The following is a 13,858-nucleotide window of genomic DNA, read 5'->3' as shown; positions in this document are numbered from 1 at the left end:
GCATCGCGTATTAGGTTGTCGTGAATTGGCCATGCTGGCAGTGGAGTTAAGAGGACATCTCATTTGGGGGCCTTTAAATCGAGTGCGAGAGTTCCGGTCCGGGTGATACAAGGTCTGCGTGACTGAGCAATTCTCCTTCCCCACCCTGCTGCAGATGATCGACGAGCGGTCCGCCGCGTTCCGCGCCGCCGTCGCCGCTGCCCCCAGCCTCGACGCCGACGTCCCGTCCTGCCCGGGCTGGACGCTGTACGACCTGGCGAACCACCTCAGTGAGGGGGACCGCTTCTGGGCCTACATCGTGCTGAACACCGCGCCGGGCGACGAGCGGCCGAGCAAGGACGGGCTGGCGGCGCCCAGGGAGCACGAGGCCCTCATAACCTGGCTGGCCGACTCGACGGAGCAGCTGCTTGCCGCTCTGCGCGAGGCCGGCCCGGACCGGGCCTGCTGGGCCTGGTGGGAGCCGCTGGCCTCGCCGCACACGGGGGCCGCCGTGGCCCGCCGCCGCGTCCACGAGTCGCTGATCCACACCTACGACGCCCAGCTGGCCTCCGGTACGCCGCAGGAGCTGCCGACGACCGAGGCGGTCGACGCCATCGAGGAGTTCCTGGCCACCGTCTGCACCGTCACCGTCCCGTGGCCGCACGAGCCCGCCACCATGGACTACCACGCAGCCGAGGCCGGCTCCTGGCGCCAGACGGTGGACGCCGCCGGTTCCCGCTTCACCCGCCTCACCGCGGCGGAGGCCGCCGAGAGCAAGCCCACCGCCGCCATCTACGGCACGGCGAGCGAGATGGCCCTGCTCATGTACATGCGCATCCCGAACGGCTCGCTGCGGATGGAGGGCGACGCCGACCTGCTCCAGCAGCTGCAGAACGGGGGCTAACGGCTTGGGGAGCGATAAGAATCTGGGCAGGCTCGGCTGAGCAATCCGCCTGGGATTGATCAGCAGGACGTCGGGCGGGCGTCGGCGGCGAGGACGAGTTCTTTACTCGTCTTGCGGGTGGCCCGGCGGGCTGACCGGTCGGAGACCAAGCCGGCTATGGCGGCTTGGGTCTCGGCGAAGTATTCGCGGCGGCCGGTGTAGCGCTGCGCCACTGCTTGTACTCGGCGTTGGCGTGTTCCACGCAGATCCGGTTGGAGGACTGCGCTCGGCGTTCGTGCCGCCAGGCGTGCTGCTCGCCGAGGGTCGCGTCCTTCTTCGGCTTGCGGGGTGGGGCCGTGACCTGGCGTGGGAACTGGTTGGCGAGGCCCCGGTAGCCCTCGTCGACATGCACCTTGACGCCGGGGCGGCGGTCGCCGCCGCGCCGCTCCCGCAGCGCAGACTCCTGCTGCGCCTCGCAGGCAGGGACGAGCTCAGCGACGAGTTCGGCAAGATGCTGCGGGGATATGCCCGATAGGGCGTGATGAGACAAGGCCGCGCGGGCCGATGACTTCACATCCACGGGCGCCGCGCCTCTCGCCGCCTACGCCTGCCGCCGCTCCCACTGCTCCTTCGTGATCTCGTACCGCACACCCCCGTGCTCGGAACCCTCGACCGCCATCATGTAGTCCGGCGTGGGGATGTTCTCCGCGAGCGTCATCCCGAGCTTCTCCATGACGTTACGCGAAGGGCGGTTCACGGTCATCGTCTCGGCCCAGACCATGCGGATGCCGAGCTCGGCGAACCCCTTCGCCAGCAGCGCCTGCGAGACTTCGGTGGCGTAGCCCCGGCCCCAGGCCGCCTGGCGCAGGCGATAGCCGAGTTCGGCCTCCTCACGCGGGCCGCTGCGCAGCGGACGCAGGCAGAACCAGCCGACGAACGCGCCGCCGTCCTTCTCGTGCGCGGCGAACAGGCCGAGGTCATGATTCCAGCGCTCGTAGCCGGCGAGGATGCTGGGGATGGCGAGGTCGCGGACCTCCTCTGGCGGGGTTGGAGCGCCGCCGGTCAGGTAGCGCATCACCGCCGGGTCGCTGTCCAGCTCGATCAGCAGGTCCGCGTCGGCGGCGGCGAAGGGGCGGAGGGTCAGGCGCTCGGACTCGAGGTAGGTGGCCACGTGAGGATCATGGCCGAGACGGGTCGGACGGTCCAGGGAGTTTTCGGGCCGCGTCTGTCACCGGGTGGCGTTCTGACCGCAGTTCCGTGAATGATCTTCAGGTGGGCCGCGAGGGCTGTGGTCAGCTCGTTCGACCACTCTTGTGCAGCGCGGCGCTCGCGCGGAAGCGGATACGGCCGCAGCGGTCTTTCACCTCCTCGGTCGCGTCGTCCGGGCAGCAGCAGTGCCGAGCCAGCCAGGCCAGATCGCCAGGATCCAGCCAGAGTGCCACGCGCCCACGGTCGGCTTCGGTCTGAGGATTGGTCGGCTTGATCTCGGTCATGGCGAGAGGCTACTCAATCCGCAGCAAGCGCCTCGAAGATCATTCACGAAAGCGCGGGCAGAGCCTCTTTCAGACGGTCCGGGGGCGGCGGCGCCTGACGGTGTCGCTCTGGATGACGAGCCGACGCTGAACCACATCTGCCCAGACGGTGGGCGAGCCTGGCGAGGCACGGCCTGCGGTGGCTCGACGTCCCCGACGGCCCCGAACTCGGCGGTGGGAACGGGTGCCGGGGTCAGCGCATCAGGCAAGGGGGGCTCTCGCAGTACCTGTATCACCAGGGTCTCCCGGACGTTCAAAACGCCTGTCACCATGGACACACGCTGCAGCTTCACCCCCATCAGTTCAATTCAGCTGCCCCGAATGCGCGACTGTGTCGGCGCGTTCTTCGACGGCAGAAGGGACGGAGACCAATGGCGGGCAATCAATTCACCGCTCACACGGAACTTTTCGATCTGAGTGGGAAGTACGCCCTGGTCACCGGCGGCACCAGGGGAATCGGGCTGATGATAGCGCGCGGCCTTCTCCAGGCGGGCGCCCGTGTCGTCATCAGCTCGCGCAAGGCGGACGCGTGCGCGGAGGCGCAGCAGCTGCTGTCCGAATTCGGCGACGTTCAAGCGATTCCCGCCGACCTGTCCAGGCACGACGAGTGTCAGCGCCTCGCCGATCTTGTCGAGGCCGGCTCGGGACGCCTGGACATCCTTGTCAACAACGCGGGGGCGATGTGGCGCGAGCCGCTGGCGACGTTCCCGGACGAGGCCTGGGACGCGGTGATCGACCTCAACCTCAAGTCGCCGTTCTGGCTGGTGCAGGCGCTGCTCCCGGCACTTCGCAGGGCGGGCACCGCGGATGATCCCGCGCGGATCATCAACATCGGCAGTATCGCCGCCATCCACGTCGCCCAGTCGCCCAACTACTCGTACGCCAGCAGCAAAGCGGCTCTTCATCAACTCACCAGGGTGCTTGCCAGGGAGCTGGGCCCGCAGCACGTCACGGTGAACGCGGTGGCACCGGGAGTGTTCCCGTCCCGGATGACGGCGTCCACGCTCGATGCCGTCGGCGACACGATCGCGGCGGCGGCCCCTCTGCGCCGGATCGGCCGCGACGACGACATGGCGGGTATCGCCGTGTTTCTCGCCAGCCGGGCCGGGTCCTACCTCACGGGCACCGTCATCCCGGTGGACGGCGGCATCGCGACGACCGCATCGGGCACCCCTTAGACTGCGGGACCGACTTACGGTGAGGGGATGGCCACGATGGATCTGCGCACCGAGATCCGGGAGTTCCTCAGCTCGCGTCGCGCCCGCATCGCACCCGCGCAGGCGGGCCTGCCCGCTTACGGCGGCAACCGTCGGGTCAAGGGTCTGCGCCGCGAGGAGGTGGCGCTGCTGGCGGGGGTATCGGTCGACTACTACGTGCGCATGGAGCGCGGCAGGCTCGCCGGTGTCTCCGATGGCGTGCTCGACGCGCTGGCCTCTGCCTTGCAACTCGACGAGGCCGAGCGCGACCACCTGTTCCACCTCGCGCGCCGATCCACGGCGCCCAGCGGCCCACGCCGGCGCAGGCCTGCCGTGACGGTGCGCTCGACGCTGCAGCAGGTGCTCGATGCGATCTCCGGTGCGCCGGCCTGGATCGGTAACGGCCGCTACGACGTGCTCGCCACGAACCGACTCGCTCGCGCGCTGTATTCGCCGGTGCTGGCCGACTCGCGACGGCCCGCGAACACGGCGCGGTTCGTCTATCTGAACCCCGAGGCGGCCAGGGATTTCTTTGTCGACTACGACCACATTGCCGGCGGAGTGGCCGCGAAGCTGCGCATGGAAGCCGGCCGCAATCCGCACGACGAGGAACTGATCACCCTGGTCGGCGAACTGTCGACGTCCAGTGAGCTGTTCCGGCAGCGGTGGGCATCTCAGGACGTGCGGCTGCACCGGTCCGGCCGCAAGCGTGTGCGCCATCCGATCGTGGGCCGGCTCGACTTGGACGTCGAGTCCCTGGAACTGCCCGCCGAACCCGGCCTGCACCTCAACGTCTACACCGCACCCGCGGGCACACCGACCGCTGACAATCTGGCGCTCCTGGCGTCGTGGGCGGCCACCCAACAAGCGCCGGCGACCGAGCTCGAAGCACACAACGGATAGCCCGACCCCTTCAGTACTGGTCCGGTGGATCCGGGCCCGGTGGCGGGAGCGGGTGCCGGGTCAGTCCCACCAGAACGACCACTGGTGGGCGGCGACGAGGCCTTCGGCGTAGGCGGTCAGGGTGCCGGTGCCCTGGAAGACGAGGTCGGGGCAGAAGGCGGTGTGCTCGGCGGCCAGCGGGAGGGCCTCGGCGAGCGTGGCGGGCGGGACGGCGACGCTCAACTCCAGGGTGTCGAAGCCGACTTGGACGACCTGGGCGCCGAAGCGGCGCTCCCAGTCGGCGAGCACGGCGGCGATCTTGGCGGTGTCGTCCTCGTGGTTGAGCGGGCCGCTCCAGCCGCAGGCGGCCAGCGCCTCGGCGCCGCTGCCCGCCTCGACCAGGCCCAGGCGCGCGTCCCGTGCGGACAGCAGCACGTCGGCCAGGCCGCGGGCCTCGATGCCGGGGGCGCCGTCGGGGACGGCCACGGCGGGGGCGGTGCCGGGCCAGGCGGGGCCGAAGGGGGCCAGGGCGGCGTGGAGTTCGGCGGCGTCCTCGGTGTCGAGCGGGCCCTCGGGCGCGTCCTCGTCGGTGCCGCCGAGCTGCTGCCACCAGCGGCGCAGCAGGGCGTCGGGGTCGTAGAGGGTGGGGTCGGAGGCGGAGGCCGGGAAGAGTTCACCGGACAGCCAGGGGCGGTAGTCGGCGCCGTCGCCGAGGGGGACGAGCAGCAGCGGCCACAGGCCGGACTGCGGGTGGGCGCGGTGGAGTTGCTGCCACAGGCCGGCGGGGGCGGGGGCGTCGCTGATCCACAGCAGCGGCTCCGGCCCGTCCTCGCCGCCGACCAGGCGGCCGGGCGGGAGGGTGGCGGGCAGGAGACGGGACAGGTCCGAGGTCATGGGGCCACCGTAGGGGCGGTCACTGACAAGGGAGTTCGGGCAGGGGGGGGTCGGGCGGCTGGGTTCGGGCCCGCGGTGCGGCGGGGGTGGTTCAGGCCCAGGGCAGGGCGGCGCGGGTGCGCCAGTACGCCGGGGCGGGTTCGGCCAGGACGGCGAGGGCGGCCAGGTCGTCGGGGTCGGGGTGCAGGGTGGCGGCGGTGAGGTTGGAGGCGAGCTGGTCGACGGTCGCCGCGCCGGACAGGACGAGGTCGGCCCAGGGCTGGGCGGCGGCCGCGGCCAGGGCGAGGGCGTCGAGGGGGGCGCCGGTGCGGGCGGCGAGGGCGCGCAGTGCGGCGGTGTCGTCCCCGGTGGCGTTGCGCCCGGCGAGGCGGCCGTTGGCCATGGCCTCCTTGACGACGACCAGCCAGCCGGCGGCATGGGCTTCGGCCAGGGCGGGGGCGGCGGAGGGTTCGAGCAGGTTCCAGGTGGCCTGGACGGCGCTGAACAGCGGGCGGCCGTCCACGGTGACGGCCAGGGCGGCGCGGATGGTGTCCGCCTGGGCCGGGCCGCTGGTGGACAGGCCGACCCGCACGCCCTGCCCGGCCAGGTCGGCCAGGCGGGCGTGCAGGGCGGTGTCGGTCAGGGCGGGGCTGTCGGGGGTGACGGAGTGGACCAGGTAGACGTCCAGGTGCGGGCCCAGCAGGGAGCGGGTCTCGTGGATCTGGCGGTCGAACACCGCCGTGGAGTGCTCCTTGACCTCGTGCGCGGCCACGCCGGTGGTCTGCCAGTCGGCCGTGTAGGTGTAGCCCCACTTGCTGCCGACCGTCACCTCGGCCGCGGCCTGGGGGTGTTCGGCGAGCCACTGGGCGACGAACTCCTCGGCGCGGCCGTAGGAGCGGGCGGTGTCGAGGTAGCGCACGCCGGCGGCGTAGGCGGCGTCGAGCAGGGCGTGGGTGCGGTCGCGCAGCGCCTCGACGGTGCGTTCGGCGGGCAGGTCGCCGTCGCGGCCGAGGGTGATGTAGCCGGGCCGGCCGACGGCTGCGGTGCCCAGGCCGTACCGCGCGATCGGCGGGCGGTCGGTGGCGGCTCCGGTGGCGGGGTCGGTCGGCATGGCGGGGTCTCCTCGGGCGCGACGGTGCTCACCTGGGACTTTACCGTCGGGTCGGCCGGCGCATCCGGCCGCCGGGGTCGGGCGGTCGGCCGGATGCGCCGGTCAGCCAGGCCGGTCAGCCAGTCAGTCAGTCAGGCCAAGGCCGGTCAGCCGGCGGCGATGGTGGCCCGGATCCAGTCGGCGTAGGCGCGCACGTCGGTGTACAGGCCCGGGCCTTCGGAGCAGGGCACGCCCGGGGCGCCGGGGCCGGAGGTGGTGCCGATGAGCTCCCAGCGGCCGCCGCGGCCGCGCTGGATCTGCGGGCCGCCGGAGTCGCCGAAGCAGGCCATGGCCTTCGGGGTGGGGCTGGTCGTGCACAGGCGGGTGGGGCCGGCGAAGCCGGGGGCGCAGTCGGCCGCGGCGGCGCGGCGGGTGTCGAGTTCCTGGAGGCGGTCCGGGAAGACCATGTCCTCGTACTTGGGGGTGTCGAGGACGGTGCCGAAGCCGAGCAGCCGGGTCGGGGTGCCGGGCGGGCCGGGTCGCTGGGCGACGGGGATGGGCCGCTGGGCGACGGGGCGGTCCAGGCGCACCAGGGCGAGGTCGTCGTAGTTGGGGCGGGTCTGGCCGTCGCCGAAGCTGAAGCCGGGGTGGACGACGGTGCGGGTGATGGCCCGGACTGTGCCGCCGCTCTTGCGGTGCGCGCTGCCGATGCGCACGGTGCCGTCGAGCGTCAGCTCGCTACCCGGGTAGCCCTGGACGCAGTGGGCGGCGGTGAGGACCCACTGGGGGTCGATCAGTGTGGCGCCGCAGGTGCCGTCGGCTATCTGCTTGGCGCTCATCGGGATCGTGGCCATGAACGGGTAGCGCTCGGTGGAGTCGTGGCCGTTGACGATCGCCTGGGCGCTTCCGGTCATGGCGGTGGCGCCCAGGGCGGCGGCGAGGGCGGCGACGGCGGTGGCGCGGGCGGCGCGGCGGCGGACGGTCTTGCGCAGGAGCACGGGTGACGGCCTTTCGGATCGGTTGGTTCGGATGCGTCCAGCCAACCCTGCGGCGCCCGTCCGGGACATCCGGGCAGCGGGCCGCCGGGCCCGGGGGCTGTCCCCCGGGCCCGGCGGCGGGCTACCAGGGGGTCGCGGCGGGCCGGGCGTTGGTGCCCGGGGCCTGCGCCGGCCTGGGCGCGGGGTTGGCTGTGGGCCGGGTGGCGGGGGCGGGCCGGGAGGCGGGCGCGGGCCGGGTGGCGGGGGCGCCGAAGTCGCCGACGTCGTCGGAGGAGGAGGTGCGGATGGCCCGGGGCGCGGAGGGCTGCAGGGAGTCGGCGGCGCGCACGGCCCGGACGGGGGCGAGGGCGGGGGCCGGGGCGAGGCTCTGGTCGAGGCGGACGACGAAGTTGACGTAGTCCAGGGGCTTGTCGGGCCAGTGGCAGTCGTTGCTGGTCAGCAGGCGGCTGCGGACGCCGTCGCGTTCGGTGACGGGTCCGGGGGTGACGCGCAGGTTCGGCTGCCAGCTGCGGCCCCACAGGTGGTGTTCCAGGGTCAGCGTCCAGCTGTCCTCGTCGACTTCCAGGGTGGCGCCGACCCGGCCGGGCAGAATCCGGGTGCCGTAGGGGCCGCGCACCACCGCGCGCTGGTCGAAGCTGGCGTTCTTGCCGACCACGGTGATCCGCCATGCGCCGTGGAACCTGAGCATCGCCGCACTCCTGACGTCCTGGCGCGCCGTCCGGGCGGGCGCGCTTCCGTCGGGGTCAACGGCTGTGGGGCGGTGGGCGGCTCAGCGGTGGGCGGCTCAAAGGGCCGGGCCGGCCGGGGCGGGCGGCGCGGACCCGGCTCGGGCGGTTCGGGCCCGGTTCAGGCGGCGTCGGGGCGGGCGGCGGGCCGGGCGGGGAGGGGCTCGCCGGGGACGCGCTCGCCGGGGGCGGTGTGGGCGAGCGCCGGGTAGCCGTGCGCGGTGAGGACGAGGTCGGCGTAGCGGCGGTCGTCGAAGGGGACTCCGTGGCGCCGGAGCAGGTCGAACAGTTCGGCGAGGCGGCGGTGTTCGGTGCCGCGCGGCAGCCCGTCGCGGGTGGTGCCCAGGATGCCGAGGACCGGCCCGTACAGGCGGGCGCCGCGGGCGATGCGGGCGGCGCGGGCGGTCCGGCGGGGTGCCGGGGTCAGGCGCAGCAGCAGGACGAGCCGGTGGGCGCCGGAGTCGGCGTCCTGCCCGGCGTCCATCGTGAGGCCCTGGATGTCGCGCCACCGGTAGCGGCGCGGGACGAACGCCCGGACGAGGGTGAGGCCGTGGTCGTCGGCGCGCAGCCAGAAGCCGTACGGGACGGGCAGGGCCACGCCCAGGACGGCCGCGCTCGACAGCAGCAGCGCGGGGACGGCGCCCATCCGGCCGGCGGCCCCGGTGTCGGCGAGCACGACGCCCATCGCCAGGGCGAGCACGCAGCCGACGGGGGCGCCGGCGGCTCGCCACAGGAAGCCCAGCCGCACCGTCTGGTGTCGCGGCGCCGTGTTCACGGGCGCTCCCTTCCCATGTCGTGCCGTCGGTGGGGCCGGCCGGTCCGGCCGGTCCCGTCTCGGGTGTCGATGCCTGGTGGTCCCAGGGGAGTCGGTCACACTACCGGCCTGCCGAGATCATTCGGATGATCCGGGGGAAACGTCAAATGTCTTTAACACGAACGGACTTGATGGCCAGTCAGTTCGACCGGACGGCCTGCGGTCCAGGATGTCAGCCCCCGGTGGAGGGGTCAACTGACGTTGATTGGCGGTATCTTGTGATCCACGCCAGCTGATGCCGTTGGGTTATCGTGACCTGGCCGGCCCTGCCCGCCCGCCAGGAGGAGACGCGCGGGGCCCCGGTGAGGAGGGCGGGCCATGGCGGAATCGAACCGGGAGGACGGACCGGTGGAACTGTCCGGGCTCGCGGCCAGGATCGAGGCGCTGTTCCACACCGTCCGCAGGCCCGACCGCGAGCAGTACACCAACGAAGAGGTCGCCCGGGCCTGCCGCGAGGCGACCGGGGAGTCGTTCTCCACCACCTACCTGTGGCAGCTGCGCACCGGGCGCCGGGACAACCCGACCAAGCGCCACCTGGAGGCGCTCGCCCAGTTCTTCCAGGTCCCGCCCGCGTACTTCTTCGACGAGCGGCAGGGCGCGGAGATCGCCAAGGAGCTCGCCCTGCTCGGCGCGCTGCGCGACGCGGGCGTGCGCAGCCTGGCGCTGCGCGCGGTCGGCCTCTCCTCCGAGGGCCTGGACACGGTCAGCGAGCTGATCGACGTCATCGCCCGCCGGGACGCGGCCCGCCGGCACCCGGCGCCCTGACGCCGGCGGCGCGGACGGGGGTACGGGCCGCGGGCGGGGCGGACGGAGTCCGGGGCTACGAAGACGGGGGCCAGGCACGGAGGCGGAACCACGGCGGTCGGGAGATCGGGGGGAACGGGGCCGCTGATCGAGAAGGGGAACACAGCGTGCGGGACGACAGGTGCTACCGATCGGCGCTGCGCCGCTGCCGGCGGATGGCCGAACAGCTGGAACTGCCAAACCCGTTCGACACCACCGTGCTACTGGAGCAGATCGCCCGCCGGCGGGGGCGGCCGATCGACCTGCTGCCGGTGGCCGCCCGGCCCAACGCGCCCTGCGGGCTGCTGGTGTCCACCCGGGAGGCGGACTACATCCTGTACACCGCCGACACCAGCGCGCTGCACCGCCGGCACATCCTGGTCCACGAGATCGCCCACCTGCTCCTGGACCACGCCGGCTCCGCGCCGCTCGGCCCGGCCGCGGACCTCCTGCCGCACCTGTCCCCCGACCTGGTCCGGCGGGTGCTCGGGCGCACCGGCTACGACGAGCCCCAGGAGCGCGAGGCCGAGCTGCTGGCCTCCCTCATCCTCAGCCGGGCCGCCAAGGCCGACGCCGCGCACCCGCCCGGCCCCGCCCCGCACCCGGACTCGCTGGACGTCCTGGACGTCCTGCTCACCGGCGAGCCCGGGCCCGGACCCGCCGGCGACCGGGCGGCCGACGGTCGGGCGGCGGGCGGTCGGGCGGCCGGCGACCGGGCGGCGGGGCGTCCGTGAGCGGCCTCGTCCTCTACGGCGTCGCGCTGTTCTTCGCCCTGAGCGCCTGGCACTTCGCCCGCGGCCGCCGGACCAACCCGCGCGCCATCGCCCGCTACAGCTGCTACGCCACCGCGCTGCTCGCCGCCGCCCTGCTGCTGCTCGCCCCGCCCACCGTCCAGGCCGCCGACCGGCTGCACCGGCTCGGGATCGCGCCCGCCCTGCCCGTCCTGCTCGGCGACACGCTGCGCATCGGCGCGGCCTGCGCGATCCGGCTGCTGGCCGGCGTCCTGCGCACACCCGAGCCCGCTCGCCGCGCGGTGCGGCGCCAGCTGGCCCTGCTGGCCGGTGTCCTGGGGGTGCGGGCGGTCCTGTTCGTCGCCGCCGCGCCGGGCCTGGATGCCTCCGACCTCACCGCCGCGCCCTCCACCGGCGCCCGCCTGGCGCTGGCCGGGTACACCGCCGCCGGCGTGCTCTACCTCGCCTACTGCCTCACCGCCCTGCTGCGCCAGCTCGCCCGGCTCGCCCGCGCCGCCGCGCCCGGGCGGCAGCGCAGCGGGCTGCGGCTGCTCACCCTGAGCCTGGTCGCGGGCCTGCTGTGGAACGCCTGGGGCGTCGACGACGTCGTCCAGGCGGCGGCCACCGGCACCCAGGCCGGCGCCGAGGACGCCCTGTGCGGCGTCCTGGGCCTGCTGTGCGTGGCACTGCTGGCGACCGGCCTGGGCACCACGGTGTGGCCGGCCGCGCACGCCGCCGTCCGCGGCTGGCTGCGCGCCCACCGCCGCTACCGGGCGCTGGCCCCGCTCTGGCGGGACCTGCACACCGTGCTGCCGGAGATCGCGCTCGCCCCGGCCAGCCGGCTGCCGCTGCTGCCGCCGCGCGACCCGCAGTTCGCCCTGTACCGGCGGATCATCGAGATCCACGACGCCCGGCTGATCCTGCGTCAGCACCTCGACCCGCGCACCCCGCGGTGGCTCGCCGCCGCCACCTCGCGCTTCCCCCCGTCCGCCGCCCGGGCCGACGCCACCGCCGAGGCCGCCGCACTGGCCGCCGCACTGGAACGCGCGGCCGCTGGCGCCCGGCCCAACCCCGACACCCCGCGCACCGCCCCGGCGGCCGAACCGCCGCACGCCCTGGGGCCGGACCTGGAGTCCGAGGCCGACCACCTGGCCCACCTCACCCGCGTCTACGCCACCTGCCCGGCCGTCGCCGAGGTCCGCGCCCGCGCCCGCGCCGCCGCCCCATCCCCCAGCGCCCCCGACCCCGACCCGGTCGCGAGCCCCGTGCGGTGAGCCGCCGGACCGGCCGGGGGCAACCCGGCCGGTGGAACGGCGGGAGCGGGCCGGGGCGGCGGCCGCTACCGGCGGACGGCCGCCAGCGAGCGCAACTGCACGTGGACGGCGCCCGGTTCGGTGCCGGTCAGCGCGGCGACCTCGGCGGCGGGCAGGGCGAGGACCAGGTGCAGCAGCAGGACGTCCTGCTGGGGGGCGGTGAGGTGGGCGACCGGGCCGAGCGGGCGCGGGCCGGCCAGGGCGCAGACGCGTCGGCGGACCGCCTGCCAGGCGCAGGCGGCCGGGCTGGCGGTGGCCAGGGCGTCGAGCCAGTGGCCGCTGAGGTCGTCGAAGGCGCCCTGGACGGCCAGCGGGGCGTCGGCCGCGGGGAGCAGCAGGGCGGCGTAGTCGAGGTAGTGGCGCAGGTGGAGGTCGTACAGCGCCCACAGGCCCAGCGCCGGTCCGGTGGCGGTGGTCATGGCGGTGGTCGTGGCGTTGGCGGTGGTCGGCTGTCGTGGTGGTGTCGGCATGGTTGATTCCCGAGGTGGCGCGGGTGGGTGCTGGTCCGCGGACGGGGCGCTGGTGGCGCGTTCCCGTCCGCGGACCGGGTCACACGAGTACCGGCGGGCCGCCGCCGGTGCCGTCGCGGCCCGTCGCAGCGGAGTGGCCGGAGTGGCCGGAGTGGCCGGGGTGGCCGGGGTGGCCGGCGTCCTCGGCGCGGTCGGCGGCCAGGCTGTTGCGCAGGGTCACCCACAGTTTGAACAGGGTGTCCGTCGGGGTGCCGCTGCTGGAGGACTGCATGGCCCGGGTGAACTCCCGTTGGTACGTGCGGGAGTTGACCGGTGCCGGGGTGCGGGCGTTGTTCATCCGCTCCCAGGCCGCCGCCCACAGTGCGCGGCGGGCCTCCTTGACCCCGCAGACCTCCATGTAGGTGAGGAACACCGCCTTGCGCAGCGGGGCCTCACCCCTGAGGACCAGCGCCAGGGTGCTGGAGGGCAGGCGCCCTCCCCCGGCCCGGGCCCGGCGGTCCAGCTCCTCCAGGGAGGGCCAGTCGGCCTTGCGCCGCATCTCGTGCATCGCCCGTCGCAGGTCGGCGAGGGAGTCGACCTGCTCGGGGTTGAGCCGTCGGGGCGCCCGGCGCTGGGTCCCGGAGGGGCGCGGGACGTGGGCCCAGTAGTTGGCCAGGGTCCACTTGCGGCGGGCCGCCTTGAGGTCGCCGTCGCAGGCCCGGGTGAGGGCCTCGACGACCTCCCAGTTCGGCATGGTCCGGCCGCTGGTGGCCCGTTGCAGGGTGGTCGGGTGGTAGTTGGTCCGGTCGGCGAGCTGACGGTAGGTCAGCCCCGCCTCTTCACGCTGCTCGCGCAGCAACGCGGCGAGCCGGCCCAGGGCCGGCTCGGTCGCCGCGATCGGTTTCTCCTGGCGTCCCATCGCGGTCCGGCGTTCCTTCTAGGCCCGCCCCTGCTGGAGCCTGGCATTCAACAGCAGTCCGCCGGTGGCCAGTTCGAGCGCCGCTCCCGCCGACATGCCCGTCCTCACCAGGGCGGCGGCCACGACGACCACGACGACGACCACGGCCGTCCGCACGGGGCCGGACGACCAGGGCAGGCCCGGTCGCGGCGGCGCCGGGTGGCCGGCGGCGCAGTGGGCGGGGGCGCGCTTCTTCTTCCGCTTCCTCGTCATCGAGGACCTCCTATATCACCGTCTACTCCAACGGACGGGAACTTCGGTGGTTGGCGTCACGCGAGGAACCCGTTTCGCGCAACACTCTGTCAGGCGTACGGGTGATTCCCAATCGGTTCGGTGAACATCGCGAAGATTGATGCGCCAGAATCCCGGGCCCGGCCCGCAATCTCGTCACAACCCTGTGACATCAGTGCAGTTCAGGAACTCGAAACCGGAATTTGATGCATTTTTGTGCAACTCGCCCTTGTAGCCGTCCTGGCTGAATGTGACGATGTGCAGCAGCGTCATCCAGACCTGCGGGTCAGGAACCCGGGGGCGCTGTCTACTCCAAATTCTCGGGAACACCGGCAGCGGGCCGTGTTGGCGCATGGGCCCGTCCGAACAGCAGAGACCGCCCGGCCCCAGCGGCCCGAGCGGTCTCTCTGTGTTTGTCCGC

Annotated in this window: 18 protein-coding genes; 7 read left to right on the top strand and 11 right to left on the bottom strand. The window is 73.8% G+C overall.

What is annotated here, in order from left to right:
- Nucleotides 1-118 precede the first annotated feature (118 nt).
- Nucleotides 119-883 carry a maleylpyruvate isomerase family mycothiol-dependent enzyme gene (locus ACFVHI_RS28765; protein WP_380344214.1) on the top strand — a complete coding sequence of 255 codons (765 nt, stop codon included), beginning with the start codon at nt 119-121 and terminating at the stop codon, nt 881-883.
- A 154-nt stretch (nt 884-1,037) separates the two neighbouring features.
- On the opposite strand, the gene ACFVHI_RS28760 is transcribed toward ACFVHI_RS28765, so the two are convergent.
- A complete protein-coding gene (locus ACFVHI_RS28760) occupies nt 1,038-1,274 on the bottom strand; it encodes a hypothetical protein (RefSeq protein WP_363376039.1) in 237 nt (78 codons plus the stop codon).
- Here ACFVHI_RS28760 and ACFVHI_RS28755 point away from each other — a divergent pair.
- Nucleotides 1,269-1,397, top strand: a complete 129-nt coding sequence (locus ACFVHI_RS28755; protein ID WP_380344211.1) for a hypothetical protein — start codon at nt 1,269-1,271, stop codon at nt 1,395-1,397. The two genes, ACFVHI_RS28760 and ACFVHI_RS28755, sit on opposite strands and share 6 nt — an antisense overlap.
- A gap of 66 nt (nt 1,398-1,463) precedes the next feature.
- On the opposite strand, the gene ACFVHI_RS28750 is transcribed toward ACFVHI_RS28755, so the two are convergent.
- Both ACFVHI_RS28750 and ACFVHI_RS28745 read right to left on the bottom strand, forming a co-directional pair.
- Nucleotides 1,464-2,033 (bottom strand): GNAT family N-acetyltransferase, encoded by a 570-nt coding sequence (locus ACFVHI_RS28750; RefSeq protein ID WP_380344208.1) that lies wholly within the window; start codon nt 2,031-2,033, stop codon nt 1,464-1,466.
- A 121-nt stretch (nt 2,034-2,154) separates the two neighbouring features.
- The gene (locus tag ACFVHI_RS28745; protein WP_363376036.1) at nt 2,155-2,355 is read right to left on the bottom strand and encodes a hypothetical protein; all 201 of its coding nucleotides are present in this window, start codon (nt 2,353-2,355) and stop codon (nt 2,155-2,157) included.
- Between the two features lie 410 nt (nt 2,356-2,765).
- Between ACFVHI_RS28745 and ACFVHI_RS28740 the strand changes: the two genes are divergently transcribed.
- Together ACFVHI_RS28740 and ACFVHI_RS28735 are read left to right on the top strand one after the other, a co-directional pair.
- Nucleotides 2,766-3,572, top strand: a complete 807-nt coding sequence (locus ACFVHI_RS28740; RefSeq protein ID WP_380344204.1) for an SDR family oxidoreductase — start codon at nt 2,766-2,768, stop codon at nt 3,570-3,572.
- A gap of 27 nt (nt 3,573-3,599) precedes the next feature.
- Nucleotides 3,600-4,493 (top strand): helix-turn-helix transcriptional regulator, encoded by an 894-nt coding sequence (locus ACFVHI_RS28735; protein ID WP_380344201.1) that lies wholly within the window; start codon nt 3,600-3,602, stop codon nt 4,491-4,493.
- 60 nt (nt 4,494-4,553) lie between these two features.
- On the opposite strand, the gene ACFVHI_RS28730 is transcribed toward ACFVHI_RS28735, so the two are convergent.
- The 5 genes from ACFVHI_RS28730 to ACFVHI_RS28710 all read right to left on the bottom strand — a co-directional run bounded on the left by ACFVHI_RS28730 (nt 4,554) and on the right by ACFVHI_RS28710 (nt 8,933).
- Nucleotides 4,554-5,366: a DUF4253 domain-containing protein gene (locus tag ACFVHI_RS28730; protein WP_380344198.1), complete on the bottom strand. Its 813-nt coding sequence runs from the start codon at nt 5,364-5,366 to the stop codon at nt 4,554-4,556.
- 91 nt (nt 5,367-5,457) lie between these two features.
- Nucleotides 5,458-6,456 (bottom strand): aldo/keto reductase, encoded by a 999-nt coding sequence (locus ACFVHI_RS28725; RefSeq protein WP_380344196.1) that lies wholly within the window; start codon nt 6,454-6,456, stop codon nt 5,458-5,460.
- A gap of 146 nt (nt 6,457-6,602) precedes the next feature.
- Nucleotides 6,603-7,502 (bottom strand): S1 family peptidase, encoded by a 900-nt coding sequence (locus ACFVHI_RS28720; RefSeq protein ID WP_380344193.1) that lies wholly within the window; start codon nt 7,500-7,502, stop codon nt 6,603-6,605.
- A gap of 52 nt (nt 7,503-7,554) precedes the next feature.
- A complete protein-coding gene (locus ACFVHI_RS28715; protein ID WP_380344190.1) occupies nt 7,555-8,121 on the bottom strand; it encodes a hypothetical protein in 567 nt (188 codons plus the stop codon).
- A gap of 158 nt (nt 8,122-8,279) precedes the next feature.
- Nucleotides 8,280-8,933 (bottom strand): PH domain-containing protein, encoded by a 654-nt coding sequence (locus ACFVHI_RS28710; RefSeq protein ID WP_063352882.1) that lies wholly within the window; start codon nt 8,931-8,933, stop codon nt 8,280-8,282.
- Nucleotides 8,934-9,290: 357 nt separating this feature from the next.
- Between ACFVHI_RS28710 and ACFVHI_RS28705 the strand changes: the two genes are divergently transcribed.
- The 3 genes from ACFVHI_RS28705 (at nt 9,291) to ACFVHI_RS28695 (ending at nt 11,760) form a co-directional block, all read left to right on the top strand.
- Complete coding sequence (locus tag ACFVHI_RS28705) at nt 9,291-9,737, top strand: helix-turn-helix domain-containing protein (protein WP_063352883.1); 447 nt, start codon at nt 9,291-9,293, stop codon at nt 9,735-9,737.
- A 146-nt stretch (nt 9,738-9,883) separates the two neighbouring features.
- Entirely contained in the window at nt 9,884-10,489 is a 606-nt protein-coding gene (locus tag ACFVHI_RS28700; protein WP_380344187.1) for a ParH-like protein, read from the top strand.
- Entirely contained in the window at nt 10,486-11,760 is a 1,275-nt protein-coding gene (locus tag ACFVHI_RS28695; RefSeq protein ID WP_380344184.1) for an MAB_1171c family putative transporter, read from the top strand. The genes ACFVHI_RS28700 and ACFVHI_RS28695 overlap by 4 nt, the downstream gene beginning before the upstream one ends.
- Before the next feature lie 65 nt (nt 11,761-11,825).
- On the opposite strand, the gene ACFVHI_RS28690 is transcribed toward ACFVHI_RS28695, so the two are convergent.
- The 3 genes from ACFVHI_RS28690 to ACFVHI_RS28680 form a co-directional block, all read right to left on the bottom strand.
- The gene (locus ACFVHI_RS28690; RefSeq protein WP_380344182.1) at nt 11,826-12,269 is read right to left on the bottom strand and encodes a hypothetical protein; all 444 of its coding nucleotides are present in this window, start codon (nt 12,267-12,269) and stop codon (nt 11,826-11,828) included.
- Nucleotides 12,270-12,348: 79 nt separating this feature from the next.
- Nucleotides 12,349-13,167, bottom strand: coding sequence for a helix-turn-helix domain-containing protein (locus ACFVHI_RS28685; protein WP_380344179.1), 819 nt, complete (start codon nt 13,165-13,167; stop codon nt 12,349-12,351).
- 18 nt (nt 13,168-13,185) lie between these two features.
- A complete protein-coding gene (locus ACFVHI_RS28680) occupies nt 13,186-13,419 on the bottom strand; it encodes a hypothetical protein (protein ID WP_363586793.1) in 234 nt (77 codons plus the stop codon).
- Nucleotides 13,420-13,858: the final 439 nt, after the last annotated feature.

The sequence above is a fragment of the Kitasatospora sp. NPDC127121 genome (genome assembly GCF_042677305.1).
Taxonomy (GTDB): Bacteria; Actinomycetota; Actinomycetes; order Streptomycetales; family Streptomycetaceae; genus Kitasatospora.
This window is presented reverse-complemented; position numbering and strand designations above follow the sequence as displayed.

Bases quoted from the DNA above. Each gene is read 5' to 3' on its own strand.
- ACFVHI_RS28685 (WP_380344179.1), bottom strand. From the start codon at position 13,167: ATGGGACGCCAGGAGAAACCGATCGCGGCGACCGAGCCGGCCCTGGGC.
- ACFVHI_RS28735 (WP_380344201.1), top strand. From the start codon at position 3,600: ATGGCCACGATGGATCTGCGCACCGAGATCCGGGAGTTCCTCAGCTCG.
- ACFVHI_RS28705 (WP_063352883.1), top strand. From the start codon at position 9,291: ATGGCGGAATCGAACCGGGAGGACGGACCGGTGGAACTGTCCGGGCTC.
- ACFVHI_RS28680 (WP_363586793.1), bottom strand. From the start codon at position 13,419: ATGACGAGGAAGCGGAAGAAGAAGCGCGCCCCCGCCCACTGCGCCGCC.
- ACFVHI_RS28715 (WP_380344190.1), bottom strand. From the start codon at position 8,121: ATGCTCAGGTTCCACGGCGCATGGCGGATCACCGTGGTCGGCAAGAAC.
- ACFVHI_RS28725 (WP_380344196.1), bottom strand. From the start codon at position 6,456: ATGCCGACCGACCCCGCCACCGGAGCCGCCACCGACCGCCCGCCGATC.
- ACFVHI_RS28740 (WP_380344204.1), top strand. From the start codon at position 2,766: ATGGCGGGCAATCAATTCACCGCTCACACGGAACTTTTCGATCTGAGT.
- ACFVHI_RS28730 (WP_380344198.1), bottom strand. From the start codon at position 5,366: ATGACCTCGGACCTGTCCCGTCTCCTGCCCGCCACCCTCCCGCCCGGC.
- ACFVHI_RS28745 (WP_363376036.1), bottom strand. From the start codon at position 2,355: ATGACCGAGATCAAGCCGACCAATCCTCAGACCGAAGCCGACCGTGGG.
- ACFVHI_RS28755 (WP_380344211.1), top strand. From the start codon at position 1,269: ATGCACCTTGACGCCGGGGCGGCGGTCGCCGCCGCGCCGCTCCCGCAG.
- ACFVHI_RS28720 (WP_380344193.1), bottom strand. From the start codon at position 7,502: ATGTCCCGGACGGGCGCCGCAGGGTTGGCTGGACGCATCCGAACCAAC.
- ACFVHI_RS28690 (WP_380344182.1), bottom strand. From the start codon at position 12,269: ATGCCGACACCACCACGACAGCCGACCACCGCCAACGCCACGACCACC.